Below are 16269 nucleotides of genomic sequence, written 5' to 3' on the forward strand. Positions count from 1 at the left end.
ATCGCGCCGCTGAGCCGCGCACTCTGGTGGTCGGCGGCCGGTCCGGGAAAGTTCCCGGCACTCCCCGTTCGGCTGACACCGCCGCCCCCGCGGCGGGCGCGGGCCACGGCCGGCTGACGCCCGCCCCCGTCGGCCGCTCAGCCTCGGACCGGCTGGTCCCGGGTCTGCTCGGTGCTCTCCCGCCCGCGCGGCACCAGGTCGGGCATGCTCCAGGAACGCCAGAGCCGGCTGTACCCGCCGCCGGCCTCGAGCAACTCGGCGTGCGTACCCTGTTCGGCGATGCGGCCCTGGTCCAGGACGACGATGCGGTCCGCGGTGGCCGCCTGGCTGAGTCGGTGGGCGACGATGAGCGTGGTCCGGCCCTCGGTGGCCGCGACGGCGGCGCGGTCGAGGTCGCGTGCGCCCGCGCTGCCCGCCTCCGCGGTGGCCTCGTCGAGGATCGCGACGGCGGGGTCGGCGAGAACGAGGCGGGCCAACGCGAGCTGCTGGGCCTGAGCCGAGGTGAGGCGCCGTCCGCCCTCCCCCACCGCGGTGGCGAGGCCCTCCGGCAGGGTACGCAGCCAGTCGGTGACACCGACCCGGTCGAGTGCCGCGGTCAACTCCGCGTCGGTGGCGTCCGGATCGGCCAGGCGCAGGTCGTCGGCGAGCGGTCCCGCGAAGACGTGCACCTCCTGGCTGATCAGCGCGATCTCGCGGCGGAGGCGGTGCTCACCGAGGTCTGCCAGCGGCACGCCGCGGAGGCGCACCGCACCGTCGGTCGGCGCGATGATGCCGGCGATGATGCCGGCGAGCGTGCTCTTGCCCGCCCCGCTCGCGCCGACGAGGGCGACGCGCTCACCGGGTGTCAGCCGCAGGGTGATGTCGCGCAGTACGACGGGTCCGTCGTCGTACCGGTGCTGCTCGATGACCACCTCCAGCGCGGCCGGCTCGGGTCCGGCGCGCTCGGGGCGCTCGGGAGACGTGGTGGCCGGCAGGGTGGTGACGCCGACGAGGCGGGCGAGGCTCGCCCCGGCCTGCAGGACGGAGTCCGACTCGAACAGCAGCAGCCCGATGGGGTTGAAGAGGCGGTGGAAGTAGAGCGCCGCGGTGGTGGCGGCACCCACGGTGGCGAGGTCGTCGCGGACCAGGAGGAACCCGGCGAGCAGCACGGCGGCGAGCCCCACGAACTCCGACCGGTTGATGCGCAGCCCGAACCGCGTGAACAGTCCGAAGATCTCCAGCGACAGGTCACGGGCCACGGCGGAGCGGCCCGCGATCCGTGCGACGTGGGCGTCCTCCATCCGGTAGGCGCGCACGGTCGCCGAGCCGCGCAGCGCCTCGGCCGTCGCCTGTGCGCGCTCGCCCGTCGCCACCCGCTCCTGGGCGTAGTACGGGATCGACCGCTTCAGGTACCAGCGCAGCGCCACCGCGTACGCCGGGGCGGCGGCCAGCCCGGCGATGCCGAGTCGCCAGTCGAGGGCGAAGAGCCCCAACGCGGTCAGCACGACGGACAGCAGCGCGCCGAGGAAGGCGGGACCGCTGGTGGCGATCACGTTCGTCACGACGGCCACGTCGTCGCCGGCACGTGCCACCAGGTCCCCGGTCCCGGCCCGCTCCAGGGTGGCCGACGGCAGATGCAGGGCACGGTCGAGCACCCGTTCCCGCAGCCGGGCCAGCACGGTCTCGCCGAGTCGGGCGGCGACCGCCGCTCCGACCGCGGTGAGGAGCCCCGCGAGCACCGCCGCGCCCGCGATCACACCCGCCCAGGCGACGATCCGGGGTGTGTCGGACCCGGCGATGACGTCGTCGACGAGGCGACCGAGCACCCAGGGGGCGACGAGCCCGGTCGCGGCGGCGGCGACCAGCAACGTGCCGGCGGTGACGCTGAGCCCCGGCAGGCGGGCCACCTCGGTACGGAGGGCGACCCAGGTCTGCCGAGCGGTGGCCGTCGGCAGCAGTTGCCGGGTTTCGATTGACGCGTCGGTCACCGCAGGACCTCCTCGCGGTAGCGGGTGTCGGTGGCGAGCAACCTCTCGTGCGGACCCTCGGCGACGATCCGCCCCCGGTCGAGCACGGCGACCCGATGAGTGGCGCGCAGCAACGCCGGACTGGTGGTGATCAGCACCGTGCCGCGGTCCGCCGCGCCGCGAGCCGCGGCCAGGCCCTCGGCGAGCAGCCCCTCGGTCACCGCGTCGACGGCCGTGGTGGGGTTGTGCAGCACCAGCACCGGCGGGTCGGCGACGAGTGCCCGGGCCAGCCCGATCCGTTGCCGCTGCCCGCCGGACAGGTTCGCTCCCCGTTCGGTGAGCAGGCGGTCGAGCCCGTGCGGGTGCGCGGCGAGCACGTCCTCGGCGGCGGCGGCACGCACCGCCGACCGCAGGAGCGTGTCGTCGACGTGTGTCCCGGCGCTGAGGTTGGCGCGCAGGGTCCCCTCGAACAGTGCCACGTCGTGCTGCTCGACCAGGACGGCGGCGCGTACGGCGTCGATGTGCAGCTCGTCGGCGGGCACGCCGTCGACGCACAGCGAGCCCTGGTAGTCCGCGCGGGACACACCGCCGGACAGGAGCGTGACAAGCGCCTCGGCGTCGCCCGGATCGTAGGCGAGCACGCCGAGAACCTCACCGGCGCGGACGCGCAGGCTGACGTCGTGCAGGCCGGCGTAGCGGACCCCGTCGAGGGTCAGCCGCGACGGGCTCGGGGCCGGCGGCCCGCCGCTACCCGGGCGGGTGGCCGGCGCGGCACCGAGAACCCGGGCGACCCGACCGGCGGAGGCCCGGGCCATGGCGAACAACTGCACGCAGTACCCGAGCGTCTGCACCGGCTCGGCGATGAACTGGGCCAGCCCGACGACGGCGACGAGTTCGCCGATGGTGAGCCGGCCCTGGAGCGCGAGCCAGCCCGCGACACCGGCGACCGCCGCGAGGAAGAGACCGTTGACCATGGTGGTGAGCCCGAGGTGCAGTCCCTTGGTGGTCGCGGCACGCAGGGTGACGTCGAGCGCGTGGCGGCTGGCGCCCGCGTACCGGCGTGCGGCATGGTCCTGGGCGCCGATGCCGCGCAGCACGCGCAGGCCGGTGACGAGGTCGACGGCGAGCGCGGTGGTGGCGGCGAGGGCTTCCTGCTGCGCGGTGCTGCGCCGGGTGAGCAGCGGCGCCATCCGTTGCAGGGCGACGACCAGCAGGGGTACGCCGATGAGCACCCCGAGCCCGAGTGGGATGTCGACGACGAGCAGCGCGACGGCCGCGACCACGATGGCGGTGAACGCCGCGGCGGTGAGCCCGGCGACCCGGACGACAAGTGCGCTCAGCTCGGCATCGGAGGCCGTGACGGAGAGCAGCTCTCCGTCCCGCATGCCGGAACCGTGTCCGCGCGGGTCGAGGGCGCTGCGGACGATGTCGACCCGCGTGGCGTGCGCCTCGTGTTCGACCGCGGCGTACGCCAGCCGAGCGCCGGTGCGGTAGGCGAAGGCGAGGACGGTGAACAGGGCGGCCAGCCCGGCGAGCGAGAGCAGCAGCGCGCCGCCGTCCCCGGTGGCGACCGCACGATCGATGACGACACCGATGGCGACCGGGACGAGGGCCTCGGCGGCCTGGTGTGTGCACAGCAGCGCGACGCCGAGAACGACCCGACCGCGCTGTCGACGGAGCGCGCGACGGAGCACCACACCACCGGTGATCTCGGTGGCTGTCATCGGCGGCTGTCCCGCTGTGGGGTCGGTGCGGTCATGGGCAACTCCGGGACGGCGGATTAGGGCAGGCTAACCTAACACGTCGCCAACGTGGGCTTACCGGACGGTCAGCGGACCACCCCGATACCGGTGAATGACCTGTCGTACGCGGTGAACGACCGGTTGTCGTACGGCGCGTAGATCCAGGTCCGCAGCGAGTTGGCGGCGGTGTCGACCTCGACCAGGCGGACCGGGTTGGTGCTGTTGGAGTGGAACGTCTGGAGGAACGAGTAGATCTTGTTCCCGTTGACTCCGGTGTCGACCCGGTTGCCGGCGATGCCGGTGTGACCGGAGAAGACGAACCGGATGTTGGCGTACCGCTTGACCAGGTTGTCGAACAGATACTGCGGGCTGGTCTCGCCGTAGCCGGCGCTCTGCTCGATATTGCCGTTGCCGTCGATGTAGTCGTGGGTGACGACGATGACGTTGTGCCGGGGATTGGCGGCGACGACACTCCTGGCCCAGTTCACGGCCGCGACCCGCGGCCACAGCTCCAGGGTCAGCACCATCCACTGCACGCCGCCGGCCTCGAAGGTCGAGTAGGAGTTGTCGACCTTGCCAGCCTCGAACTGCCCCCGGACCGCCCGGTACTGGCTGACGGTGAAGTACCTGTTGAACACGGTGGTGTCGCGCAGCAACTCCCGGGTGCGGGCGGGGTCGCGGGCGGAGCCGCCGACGCCGGTGGCCTGGGTGTCGTGGTTGCCGAGTGCCAGCGCGTACGGGATGGCGGCGTTCTCGATCGGCCGCATCGCGGTGCGGGCGATGACGTACTGGGCGTGGTCCGGGGTGTCCCAGTTGACCACGTCACCGGAGGAGGTCACGAAGCGGAGGTCCAGCGCGGACCGGTTCTGCACCAGCCAGTTCGTGCGGTTGAGGAAGCGGGTGTCGCCACCGTTGAGCACCTCCTGCTGGGTGTCCGGCAGGACGGCGAAGCTGAACGTCGTGTCGGTGGCGCCGGCGGTCTCCATCCGCGCGTAGGCGATGTGGACGTTGCGGTCGCAGGCGTCGTCCCGGAAGTCGTTGACGAACTGGATCTGCACGGTGTGCTGGCCGGCGCCGACCGCCGCGCCGACCGGGTACGTGCCGTAACTCGTCGCGCTGACGATTGTGGTCTGGCCGACGCTGACGCCGTCGACGCTCACCCGTACGGTCGGCCAGCCCTGGCAGTTGTCACCGATGGCCCCGATCAGCACCCGCCCGGAGCCGTTGACGCTCGTGGTGGCGTGATGGGAATTGCTCCACAGCGACGCGTGCGTCCCGGAGGCGGGCACCGGGGTGCCGGTCGCCGGTCGGATCGCACCGCCCACGACGCTGAACTGGGAGGGCTCGGCGGCGTGTGCCGTACCGCCGACGAATGGTCCCCCCGCCACGGCGACCGCCACCGTCGCGGCCACCGCCACGAAGCTTGACCTGAATCTTCTGATCCGCACCGCTGATCCTCTCCTGCCGACATTCGCCCAAAAACTGGACATTCGCAGCCTAGAGAGGATCGGGACGACACATGTGAATGTTTGGAAACCATCCTGAGTACAGGTGCTGCACTCTCCGAGACCGGTGCGGCCCTACCGACGTGCCGCCCTACCGCGACGTGCCGCCGCGACGGCCCGCGCCGGTGGTGGAGGTCCGGTGCGCGATGCGGGGAGCCCGGACCGCCGAGGAGGTGCCGGACCCCGGGCGGAAGTCGCGGGCCGCGCTGGCCACCATCTCGTCGGGGTCGCGGGCGAGCGCCTGCCGGATGTGCGGCGGAACGAGCTCGCTCGTCGCCATGGCCAGGCGGACCTGGACCGAGCGGTCGTCGAGCAGCAGCGCCAGGTCCGCCTCACCCAGCTCGACCGCACGCACCAGCGCGGCGCGGACGTCGACCACCGGGTCCGCGGCGAGCGCGCTGCGCTGCGCGGCGGTGGTCCGCGGGTTGCGGGCAACCCCCTTGCGTACGCGTGCGGTGCGATCGGCCATCAGGGCGGTGATCACGTCGGGGTCGTGGGTGTGCGTGGCGAGGCGTTCCCGTACCTCGGGTGACACGTCGTCGATCAGCCGGGCGGCCAACTCCGGCTCCAGCTCACGACTCTCCGCGAGGAGACCGCGAAGCTCCTTGTCCGACGCCTCGGACATGAAGCGGCGGATCGACTCGTCACAGGCGGGGTTGCCGGCGACCGCCCAGCGGATCCACCGGTCGGCGTCCTTGACGAGACGCATGAGGTTGGCGATCGAGGCCGAGGGGTTCCTCGCCACGGCCTCCCGTACCTGACGGTCATGGTCTCGGGTCAGCGGCCGCAGGGCCTGTGCGGGCGCGTCGGCCCGAGCGGCGACCGCCTTACGGACCACGGCCGACGGATCGGACGCCAGGTCGATAAGCGTCATCTGTGGCGTGTTGGGGTCCTGCGCGAGGGCGAGCCGTGCGTCAGCGCTGCCACCGATCGGACGGTGGTCGGTGACGTCGGACCCGCTGTGACGGTCGGGCTCGCCGACGTCCTGCTGTTTCCCCATGGCGCAATCATGTCACGCGCCCCCGGACCCCTCAGGAGCCGACCGCGCCCGGTCCGGCGGGGGCGGGCGCGGAGGTGACCCGAGCGGGTAGCCGCAGGCCGGACATGCCGCCATCCACCGGGAGCGACGACCCGGTCACCGACCCGGTCGTCGGCGACGCCAGGTAGACGACGGCGGCGGCCACCTCGTCGGCGGTCACCAGCCGCCCCGTTGGCTGGCGGGACGCGAGGTGCCGTTTCTCCGCCGTCGGATCGGCCGCGCCGGCGAGCAGGCGGGCCACCCAGGGCGTGTCCACGGTGCCGGGGGCGACACAGTTGACCCGGACCCCCTCGGTCACCAGGTCGGCGGCCATGGCGAGGGTGAGGGCGTGCACGGCGCCCTTCGACGCCGAGTACAGGGCACGTTGGGGCAGGCCGACGGTCGCCGCGATCGAGGAGATGTTGACGATCGCCGCGGCCGACGACCGGCGCAGGTACGGCAGCGCGACGGCGCTCATCCGAGCCACGCCGGCGACGTTGACGTCGAGCACCCGGCTCCACAACTCGTCGTCGTTGTCCTCCACCGTGCCCACGGCGGAGATGGCGGCGTTGTTGACCAGGATGTCGATGCCGCCGAAGGTGTCGGCGACCGAGGCGACGGCCGCGTCGAGGGAGGACCGGTCGGCCACGTCCGCGCGGACGCCGTGGACGCGAGGGTCCCCGGGGAGACCCGACAGGTCCAGATCCAGTACGCCCACCCGGGCGCCGGCGGCCAGGAACGCCCGCACGCAGGCGTGGCCGATCCCCGAGCCACCTCCGGTCACCACCGCCACCAGACCGTCACACCGCATGCCGCTCTCCCCTCCCGAGTAGTCCTCCGCGTCGACAGGCACCGCCATCAGGCAGCTCTCAGCGTGCTGCGCTGCCGGCCGAGGCCCTCGATCTCGACCTCCATCACGTCGCCGTCGGCCAGGTACGGGAACCGGCCGGAGAGCGCCACGCCCTGCGGGGTGCCGGTGTTGATGACGTCGCCCGGGTCCAGGACCGTGTACTGGGACAGGTGCCAGATCAGGTACGCCACGTCGAAGATCATGTCCTTCGTGCTGGAGTCCTGGCGGGGCTCGCCGTTGACCCAGGAACGCAGCCGCAACGCCTGTGGGTCGATCTCGTCGGCGGTGACCAACCACGGGCCGAGCGGTTGGAACGTCTCGCAGGACTTGCCCTTCGACCACTGACCACCCGAGACGGCGAGCTGGAAGTCCCGCTCGGAGACGTCGTTGGACAGCACGTACCCGGCGATGTGCCCGAGAGCGTCGGCCGGCGAGGCGAGGTAGCGGGCCTGCCGGCCGATCACCACCGCCAACTCCACCTCCCAGTCGGTCTTCGTCGAGCCACGCGGAATCAGGACGTCGTCGTGGGGGCCGACGACCGTGTTGGGCGCCTTGTAGAAGATGATCGGGTCGGTGGGTGGCTCGGCGCCCGACTCGGCGGCGTGCGCGGCGTAGTTCTGGCCGACGCAGAGGACCACACCGGGACGGGCGATCGGCGCGCCGACCCGCTGACCGGAGACGTCGATCTCGGGCAGGTCGGTGGCCGCACGGACGCGCCGGACGCCGTCGCCGCCGAGGAACTCCGCGTCGATGTCGGCGGTCAGCGACGACAGGTCGACGTGCCGCCCGTCGACGTACAGGACGGGGCGTTCCCGCCCGACGGGCCCGACGCGCATGAATCTCACGAACCATCCTCCGGTGCCTGGTGGCGGCAGAGCCGTTTCCGATAGGATCTTGCTCGCCAGTGTGTACTCGCTCACACCAACACAGTCAAGGCGGGTCGACACCGCCATGCGGATAGCCCTCTTCATCACCTGCGTCAACGACATCGCCTATCCCGCCACCGGCATCGCGGTCACCCGCATCCTGCGCCGGCTCGGCCACACCGTCGACTTCCCGACGGGCCAGACCTGTTGCGGGCAGATGCACGCCAACACGGGCTACCGGGCCGAGGCGATGCCGATGGTCCGCAACTACGTCGACGTCTTCGACGCGTACGACGCCGTCGTCGTGCCGTCCGGGTCGTGCACCGCGATGATCCGCGACCAGTACCCGCGGCTGCACCCGCCCGCCACGTCGGTGGCCGACCGCACCTACGAGCTGTCCGAGCTGCTCGTCGACGTCCTCGGCGTCACCGACGTCGGTGCCGAGTTCCCGGAAACGGTGACCTACCACCCCACCTGCCACGGCCTGCGGCTGCTCCGGCTGGGTGACCGGCCCCTGCGACTGCTGCGCGAGGTACGCGGGATCCGGCTGGTCGAGCTGGCCGACGCCGAGGAGTGTTGCGGTTTCGGCGGCACCTTCGCCCTGAAGAACCCGGACGTCTCCACCGCGATGCTCACCGACAAGTGCGCCCGGGTCGGCGAGACCGGGGCACGGGTGCTCGCCGCCGCCGACAACTCCTGCCTGGCGCACATCGGTGGCGGCCTCGACCGCCATCGCTCCGGCGTACGGGCCCTGCACTACGCCGAGATCCTCGCCGCGACGGGAGCCACCTCGTGACCAGGCCGGTCGCACCGGCCACCGGAGGCGGGCGGATCCGCACGCCGCTGCCCTTCCCCACCGCGGCGAAGCCGGCCGTCGCCGACACGCAACTGCGGGCCAACCTGCACCGGGCCACCCGCACCATTCGCGGCAAGCGCGCCCGGGTCGTCGACGAGGTGCCCGACTGGGAGGCTCTGCGCGACGCCGGCGCCGCGATCAAGGCGGACGTCCAACGGCGGTTGCCGGAGCTGCTGGAGCAGTTCGAGGCGTCCGCCACCGCCGCCGGCGCCACCGTGCACTGGGCCCGGGACGCGGCCGAGGCCTGCCGGATCGTGGTCGAGCTGACCCGGGCCACCGGGGCCGACGAGGTCGTGAAGGTCAAGTCGATGGCCACCCAGGAGATCGAGCTCAACGAGGCCCTGGAGGCGGCCGGGATCGCCGCGTACGAGACCGACCTGGCGGAGCTGATCGTGCAGCTCGGCGAGGACACCCCCTCGCACATCCTGGTGCCGGCGATCCACTACAACCGGACACAGATCCGGGAGATCTTCCAGCGTCGCATGCCCGACGCGCCGGCCGACCTCAGCGACGAGCCGGCCGCCCTGGCCGAGGTGGCCCGCGCCCACCTGCGACGACGGTTCCTCTCGGCCCGGGTCGCCGTGTCCGGCGCCAACTTCGCCATCGCCGACACCGGCACGCTCGTGGTCGTGGAGTCCGAGGGCAACGGGCGGATGTGCCTCACCCTCCCGGAGACGCTGATCAGCGTCGTGGGCGTCGAGAAGCTGCTGCCGACCTTCACCGACCTGGAGGTCTTCCTGCAACTGCTGCCGCGGTCCTCGACCGGTGAGCGGATGAACCCGTACACCTCGATGTGGACGGGCGTCGCCCCCGGCGACGGCCCGCAGGCCGTGCACGTCGTCCTTGTCGACAATGGCCGGTCCGCGGTGCTCGCCGACCCGGTCGGGCGGCCGGCGCTGTCCTGCATCCGCTGCTCCGCGTGCCTCAACGTCTGCCCGGTGTACGAGCGGGCCGGCGGGCACGCGTACGGCTCGGTGTACCCGGGACCGATCGGCGCGATCCTGTCGCCCCAGTTGACCGGGGTGGCCGACAACGCGTCCCTGCCGTACGCGTCGACGCTCTGCGGCGCCTGTTACGACGTGTGCCCCGTGAAGATCAATATTCCGGAGATCCTGGTGCACCTCCGCCAGCAGGCCCCGCACCCTTTCGCGGAACGGGCCACCATGCGCGTCCTGTCCTGGGTGATGCGCAGCCCTCGACGCTGGGCCGCCGCCCTGCGGCTGGTCCGCACGGGTGCGGGTCCACTCGGCGCGTACCGCGAACGACGCACCGGCGCTCGGACGCTGCGCTGGCTGCCCTGGCCCGCCTCGGCGTGGACCCGGTCGCGGGACCTGCCGCTGCCCGCGCCGCAGACCTTCCGGGAGTGGTGGGAGCAGCAGTGACCGCGCGCGACGAGATCCTGGCGCGGCTCCGGACGGCCCTGGCCGACAACCCGCCACCGGTGCGGGTGCCCCGCCGATACCGCCGGGCCGACGACCGCCCCGACCTGGTCGAGGTTTTCGTCGACCGGCTGGAGGACTACCGGGCGACGGTCCACCGGGGCCTCGGCGCCCTGGCCGGGCTGCTGGCCGAGGTGGACCGCCTCGCCGTGCCCACCGATGTGCCCGCCGACTGGTTGGCCGGCTTCGCCGGGCAGGTGCACCGCGACACTCCCCCGCTGGCACCGGCCGAACTCGACGCCATGGACGCGGTCCTGACCGGTTGCGCCGTGGCGGTCGCCGACACGGGCACCATCATCCTCGACGCCGGCCCGACGCAGGGGCGGCGAGCGCTCACCCTGGTGCCCGACCGGCACATCTGCGTCGTCCGCGCCGACCAGGTCGTCGGCCTGCTGCCGGAGGCGCTGACCCGGCTCGACCCACGCGCGCCCCAGACCTGGATCTCGGGTCCGTCCGCGACCAGCGACATCGAGCTGAACCGGGTGGAGGGGGTGCACGGCCCTCGCCGACTGGAGGTCGTGCTGGTCGGTGTCGACGACGACCGCCCGGAGCACTGAGCGTCCTGCCGCGACCGCGGCACAGCGTGATGCCGCTGGCGGCGAGGACGAACGATCCGATCACCGCGGGTTCGGTCGTTCGCTAGTCGACCGCGCCGTTGAACCGGCCCCGGTCGGACGGCACCAAGGCCGAGCGAGACGCCAGGCCGCGCCGACACGCCACCGCACCCGTACGACCTCTGACCGCTGATCGTCGGCATGACGCGCATCCTTGGTAATTGCCAAAGATGTGCAACTGTGCCACCGTGATGATCAACGGTTGCGGCGCTGCGCCCACCCGACAAACGACTCCTCCCCACACCACAGGAGCCCTCCGTGACCCGGATGCGTCCGACCTTCCGACGCCTCGTGGCGTCGACCGCGGCGACGGGGATGCTCGTCCTCGCCGGCTGCTCGGCCCCGGCCACCCCCGACAGTGCCACCGGCGGCGCGACGCTTGTCGTCGCCACCTCGGACGAGCCGGACGCGTTGAACCCGGTGCTCAACTACGGTGTCGACGGCGCCTCGCTGATCTTCGACGGTCTCGTCACGCGGGACAACGACAACCGCCTCGTCGCCGGCCTGGCCACGGCGTTGCCGGAGCTGTCACCTGACGGGCGCACCGTGACCGCGAAACTCCGCGACGGCGTGCAGTTCCACGACGGCACCGCGCTGACCGCCCAGGACGTCGTCTTCACGTACCAGGCCGTCCTGGATCCGACCGTCGACTCGACGCTCCGCTCCGACCTGGACATGGTGGAGTCGGTGACCGCGCCCGACGCCGCCACCGTCGTGTTCCGGCTGCGCTACCCGTACGCGCCGTTCCTGCAACGGCTCACGCTCGGCATCGTGCCGGCCAAGCTGCTCGCCGGGCAGGACATCAACACCGCCGGGTTCAATCGCAAACCGGTCGGGACCGGACCGTACCGGGTCGAGTCCTGGACGCCGGGCGACCGCCTGGTGCTGACGGCCAACGAGCGCTACTTCGGTGGCCGGCCGAGGAACGACCGGGTGGTGGTCGCGTTCGTCGCCGACGACAACGTCCGCGCCCAGCGGATGCGGGCCGGCGAGTTCGACGCCGCCGAGCTGCCGCCGAAGCTCGCCTCCGGATTCGACGCCGACGCCACGTACCGGGTGCAGCGGGTGCCGACCGCCGACTACCGCGGCGTGATGCTGCCGACCGGCAACCCGGTCCTCGCCGACCCGGCGGTCCGCCGGGCGCTCAACCTGGCCGTCGACCGGGCCGCGATGGTGTCCGGGCTCCTCGGTGGCGCCGGCGAGCCGGCGTTCGGGCCGATCCCCCCGACCTCCGAGTTCGCCGACCCGTCCATCATCGGCAAGCCGACCGCCGACCCGACGGCGGCCGGAACGCTGCTCGACGCCGCCGGCTGGACCCCCGGCCCCGGCGGGGTACGCGTCAAGGACGGCCGACCGGCCCGGTTCACCCTGATGTACCCGGCGAGCGACACGCTGCGCAAGGACCTGGCCCTCGCCGTCACCGCCGACGCGAAGAAGATCGGCATCGAGGTGACCCCGGCGGGGCTGACCTGGGACGCCATCGACCCGCGAATGAAGTCCGACGCCCTGCTGATGGGGTACGGCACGCCGTACGACCCGGACTTCGTCTCGTACAAGCTGTTCGGCTCACGATTCGCGGGGCAGGGCTACTTCAACCCCGGCTCGTACCGCTCCGAGGTGACCGACCGCGCCCTGCAGGAGGGCCGCGACCAGATCGACCCCGCCCTCCGCAAGGCCGCGTACGCGCAGTTCCAGAAGCAGTTGGCCGGCGACGTACCGTGGCTGTTCCTCGCCTACCTGCGGCACACCTACGTGCTGAAGTCCTCGGTACGGGGCGTGGCGCCGCGGGTCGAGGCGCACGAGCACGGGGTGGCGAACAGCCTCTGGTGGAACATCGACACCTGGACCCGGTCGTGACCCGCTCCGGGCGCCTGGCCGGGGCCGGCCCGGTGGTCCGGCGCCGACTCCTCGTTGCCGTGCCGGTGCTCGCCGCGACAAGCATCGGGATGTTCGCCCTCGGCGCCGCGTCGCCGGTCGACCCCGCCAAGCAGTACGCGGGCGCGGCGGCCTTCACCGCCAGCGAGGAGAACCTGGCACAGCTACGCGCCAACTGGGGCGTCGACGACCCCCTGCCGGTGCAGTACCTGCGCTGGATCAGCAATCTGGTCCAGGGCGACCTCGGCTGGTCGACAAGTCGACACGAGCCCGTCGCGTCGGTGCTCGCCGCCCGGGCCGGCTGGACGCTGCTCCTGATCGGCGTGACCCTCGCCCTCGTCCTGGTCGCGAGTCTGCTGCTGGGTGCGCTGGCCGCGTACCGCAGGGGTGGGGTGTTCGACCGTGGGTTGCGGACGGCGGCCTACGCGGTCGAGTCGATGCCGGTGTTCTGGCTTGGTCTGGCCGCGATCGCCGTGTTCGCGCTGGCCCTGGGATGGTTGCCGGCGGGCGGGCTCACCGACGTCACCGCGACCAGCACCTCCTGGTCCGATGTGGCGCACCACCTGATCCTGCCGGTCGGGGTGTTGGCCGTGTCCCAGGCGCCGTGGTTCGTGCTGTTCGTTCGCGACGCGGTCGCGGAGAGCCTGCGCGACGACCACGTGCTCGCCGCGCGGGCACGCGGGTTGCCCGGTCGGACGGTGCTGTTCGGGCACGCGCTGCGGACCGCGCTGCTGCCGTTCCTCACCCTGGTCGGCACCCACCTGCCCGAGCTGGTCGGCGGGGCGGTGCTCGTCGAGACGGTCTTCTCGCTGCCGGGCCTCGGCGCCGTCACGGTCGCCGCCGCGCTGGGCAGCGACTTCCCGCTGCTGGCGGCGATCACGCTGGTCACCACCGCGGTGGTGCTGGCCGCGAACCTCGCGACCGACCTGGCCTACGCCGCCGCCGACCCGAGGGTACGACTCGATGGCTGACCTCGCTGCCCGACCGTCGCCACTCCGGATCGCCCGGTCCCGGCTGCGGCTGCTGCCCGGCCAGGCCGGTGTCGTCACTGCCGGCCTCGTGCTCGTCGTCGCCGTCGTCGGCTCGCTGCTCGCCCCGTTCGTCTGGCCGCTGGACCAGAGCGCGGTCGCGCTGGACCAGACCCGGTTGGCGCCGTCCTGGGCGCACCTCGCCGGCACCGACGACCTCGGCCGGGACGTGGCGCACCGCGCCGTCTACGGGCTGCGGGTGTCGCTGCTCGTCGGCGCGGTCGCCGCGCTCGTCGCCACAGTCCTCGGCGGTGTGATCGGTGGGATCGCCGGGACGCTTGGCGGCCGGGTGGACCGCATCCTGATGCGGATCGTGGACACCATCGCCGCGATGCCGCACCTGCTGCTGGGCATCTTCATCGTCGCCATGCTGCGGCCCAGCCTCGGTGCCGTGATCGCCTCAGTCGGGCTCACCCACTGGCTGTCCACCGCCCGTATCGTCCGATCCGAGTTGCTGAGCCTTCGGACCCGACCGTTCATCGACGCCGCCATCGGCGGCGGAGCCGGCCGGCTCCGGGTCCTCAGGCGACATCTGCTGCCGCACGTCCTGCCCCGGCTGGCCCTGGCGACCACGCTGATGATCCCGCACGCGGTGTGGCACGAGACCGCCCTGTCGTTCCTCGGCCTCGGCCTGCCGCCGCACCTCGCCTCGCTGGGCAACATGATCAACGACGGTCAGGGATCGCTGCTGACCGGCGCCTGGTGGGCCAGCCTGGCGCCGGGCGTGGTCATCGTCGTCGTCACCCTCGCCATCGCGGTCCTCGCCGCCCGCTGGCGCGACCGCCTCGATCCCCGGGTCAGAGCGGAGCTGCACCTGTGACCACCACCGAATCCGTTCCCGCCGAGGCGTCGCCCCGCGCCGCCGCGAGTCAACCGCTGCTCACCGTGGACGGCCTCGGCGTCGAGTTCCGGCTCCGCGACGCACGCGTACGGGCCGTCAGCGATCTCAGCCTCACCGTCCGGTCCGGCGAACTGCTGGCCATCGTGGGCGAGTCCGGCTGCGGCAAGTCCGTCCTGGCCCACGCCCTGCTCGGCCTCCTGCCGGGCAACGCCACGACCACCGGTCACGCCGTGCTGGACCACCCCGGCGCCGACCCGGTCGACCTGGTCACCTGCGGCCAACGTCACCTGGCCCGGCGGGTACGCGGGCGCCTGGTCGGGTTGGTCCCGCAGAGCCCGGCCACCGCCCTCAACCCGGTCCGCACCGGACGGCGACTGCTCGCCGAGACGCTGTGGGCGCACGGCCGCGACCGCGCCGACGTCGACCACCTCGCGGTCGACGTCGGGCTCGACCCGGCGGACCTGGACCGCTACCCGCACGAGCTGTCCGGCGGCATGGCACAGCGGCTGGTCACCGCGCTCGCGCTGGCACCCGACCCGTCGCTGCTCATCGCCGACGAGCCCACCACCGGGCTGGACCGGCCGCTTGTCGACCACACCCTCGACCTGCTGCGCCGCCGCTGCGACAACGGCGCGGCCGTCGTGCTCATCACGCACGACCTGGCCGCCGCGCGCCGGGTCGCCGACACAGTCGCCGTGATGTACGCCAGCCGCATCGTGGAACACCGGGACACCGACGGACTCTTCACCACCCCAACCCACCCGTACGCCTCGGCGCTGCTCGACGCCCTACCGGACCGGGCCTTCCGTCCGGTGCCGGGCGACCCGCCGATGCTCACCGCGCTGCCGATGGGGTGCGCTTTCGCGCCGCGCTGCCCACGCCGCACCGACACCTGCACGGACCGACCACTTCCGACACCCGTCACCGGTGGCGGCACGGTTGCCTGCCACCACCCGATCCCTATCGGAGCCACCACGTGACCAGCGCGCAGCACCTGCTCGCCGACGAGGTGACCGTCTCCTACGGCCGCCAGGTCGTCCTCGACGGCATCACCCTGCGAATCGACCGGGGAGAGACGGTCGGACTGCGCGGGCCGTCCGGCTGCGGAAAGTCGACACTGGTCCGAATCCTGGCCCTGCTGCACCGCCCCGATCACGGCCGGGTCAGCATCGACGGCACCTCGGTCGACGCCGTCCGGTACGCCGTGCCAGTCGCCCTACGGACCCGCGTCGCCGCCCTCTTCCAGAGCCCACGCGCCGCCGCCGACCCTCGGCTGAGCCTCACCGACCTGATCGCCGAACCGCTGCGCGCCACCCGGACGCCCGAGACCGTGGTCCGGGAACGGGTGATCGAACTCGCCGATCTCGTCGGCCTCACCGCGGATCTGCGCGGTCGGCGTCCCCACGCGGTGTCCGACGGGCAACTGCAACGCGCCTGCCTCGCCCGGGCCCTCGTACACCGCCCCGACTACTTGCTCTGCGACGAGGCCACCGCGATGCTCGACGCCTCCACCCAGGCGCACGTCGCAGCCGTCATCCGCGACTATCAGCGGACGCAGCGCGCCGGCGTCCTGGTCATCACGCACGACCAGACCCTCCTGGACCGCTGGAGCGACCGGATCGTCGACCTCGCCGCTGCAGCGAGGGCATGCGCCTGACCCTCGATCCGGACCGGACCGGACCGGGCGGG

At 72.7% G+C, this 16269-nt stretch carries 14 protein-coding genes; 8 read left to right on the plus strand and 6 right to left on the minus strand.

All coding sequences use genetic code 11. The annotated features are described in order from the left end of the window. Nucleotides 1-137 precede the first annotated feature (137 nt). The 6 genes from AB0C25_RS03740 to AB0C25_RS03765 all read right to left on the minus strand — a co-directional run bounded on the left by AB0C25_RS03740 (nucleotide 138) and on the right by AB0C25_RS03765 (nucleotide 7906). Nucleotides 138-1967: an ABC transporter ATP-binding protein gene (locus AB0C25_RS03740; RefSeq protein WP_357369265.1), complete on the minus strand. Its 1830-nt coding sequence runs from the start codon at nucleotides 1965-1967 to the stop codon at nucleotides 138-140. Then, nucleotides 1964-3670 carry an ABC transporter ATP-binding protein gene (locus tag AB0C25_RS03745; RefSeq protein WP_357369267.1) on the minus strand — a complete coding sequence of 569 codons (1707 nt, stop codon included), beginning with the start codon at nucleotides 3668-3670 and terminating at the stop codon, nucleotides 1964-1966. Before AB0C25_RS03745 ends, AB0C25_RS03740 begins: the two co-directional genes overlap by 4 nt. A gap of 104 nt (nucleotides 3671-3774) precedes the next feature. Further along, nucleotides 3775-5136 (minus strand): carbohydrate-binding domain-containing protein, encoded by a 1362-nt coding sequence (locus AB0C25_RS03750; protein WP_357369268.1) that lies wholly within the window; start codon nucleotides 5134-5136, stop codon nucleotides 3775-3777. Between the two features lie 148 nt (nucleotides 5137-5284). Further along, nucleotides 5285-6193: a hypothetical protein gene (locus AB0C25_RS03755; RefSeq protein WP_357369270.1), complete on the minus strand. Its 909-nt coding sequence runs from the start codon at nucleotides 6191-6193 to the stop codon at nucleotides 5285-5287. A 31-nt stretch (nucleotides 6194-6224) separates the two neighbouring features. Next, nucleotides 6225-7070 carry an SDR family oxidoreductase gene (locus AB0C25_RS03760; RefSeq protein ID WP_357369272.1) on the minus strand — a complete coding sequence of 282 codons (846 nt, stop codon included), beginning with the start codon at nucleotides 7068-7070 and terminating at the stop codon, nucleotides 6225-6227. Beyond that, nucleotides 7070-7906: a fumarylacetoacetate hydrolase family protein gene (locus tag AB0C25_RS03765; RefSeq protein WP_357369274.1), complete on the minus strand. Its 837-nt coding sequence runs from the start codon at nucleotides 7904-7906 to the stop codon at nucleotides 7070-7072. The genes AB0C25_RS03760 and AB0C25_RS03765 overlap by 1 nt, the downstream gene beginning before the upstream one ends. A gap of 106 nt (nucleotides 7907-8012) precedes the next feature. Between AB0C25_RS03765 and AB0C25_RS03770 the strand changes: the two genes are divergently transcribed. From AB0C25_RS03770 to AB0C25_RS03805, 8 genes are all read left to right on the plus strand, one after another. Further along, nucleotides 8013-8723: a (Fe-S)-binding protein gene (locus AB0C25_RS03770; RefSeq protein ID WP_357369276.1), complete on the plus strand. Its 711-nt coding sequence runs from the start codon at nucleotides 8013-8015 to the stop codon at nucleotides 8721-8723. Beyond that, nucleotides 8720-10165, plus strand: coding sequence for a lactate utilization protein B (locus AB0C25_RS03775; protein ID WP_357369278.1), 1446 nt, complete (start codon nucleotides 8720-8722; stop codon nucleotides 10163-10165). The genes AB0C25_RS03770 and AB0C25_RS03775 overlap by 4 nt, the downstream gene beginning before the upstream one ends. Then, complete coding sequence (locus AB0C25_RS03780) at nucleotides 10162-10779, plus strand: LUD domain-containing protein (protein WP_357369280.1); 618 nt, start codon at nucleotides 10162-10164, stop codon at nucleotides 10777-10779. The genes AB0C25_RS03775 and AB0C25_RS03780 overlap by 4 nt, the downstream gene beginning before the upstream one ends. 324 nt (nucleotides 10780-11103) lie before the next feature. Next, nucleotides 11104-12693, plus strand: a complete 1590-nt coding sequence (locus tag AB0C25_RS03785) for an ABC transporter substrate-binding protein (RefSeq protein ID WP_357370112.1) — start codon at nucleotides 11104-11106, stop codon at nucleotides 12691-12693. Further along, nucleotides 12690-13682, plus strand: coding sequence for an ABC transporter permease (locus tag AB0C25_RS03790; protein ID WP_357369282.1), 993 nt, complete (start codon nucleotides 12690-12692; stop codon nucleotides 13680-13682). The genes AB0C25_RS03785 and AB0C25_RS03790 overlap by 4 nt, the downstream gene beginning before the upstream one ends. Further along, nucleotides 13675-14559, plus strand: a complete 885-nt coding sequence (locus AB0C25_RS03795) for an ABC transporter permease (RefSeq protein ID WP_357369285.1) — start codon at nucleotides 13675-13677, stop codon at nucleotides 14557-14559. The genes AB0C25_RS03790 and AB0C25_RS03795 overlap by 8 nt, the downstream gene beginning before the upstream one ends. Further along, nucleotides 14556-15560, plus strand: a complete 1005-nt coding sequence (locus tag AB0C25_RS03800; protein ID WP_357369286.1) for an ABC transporter ATP-binding protein — start codon at nucleotides 14556-14558, stop codon at nucleotides 15558-15560. The genes AB0C25_RS03795 and AB0C25_RS03800 overlap by 4 nt, the downstream gene beginning before the upstream one ends. Continuing rightward, a complete protein-coding gene (locus AB0C25_RS03805; protein WP_357369288.1) occupies nucleotides 15557-16237 on the plus strand; it encodes an ATP-binding cassette domain-containing protein in 681 nt (226 codons plus the stop codon). Before AB0C25_RS03800 ends, AB0C25_RS03805 begins: the two co-directional genes overlap by 4 nt. Nucleotides 16238-16269 lie beyond the last annotated feature (32 nt).

This window comes from Micromonospora sp. NPDC048839 (assembly GCF_040649915.1).
Classification (GTDB): Bacteria; Actinomycetota; Actinomycetes; order Mycobacteriales; family Micromonosporaceae; genus Micromonospora.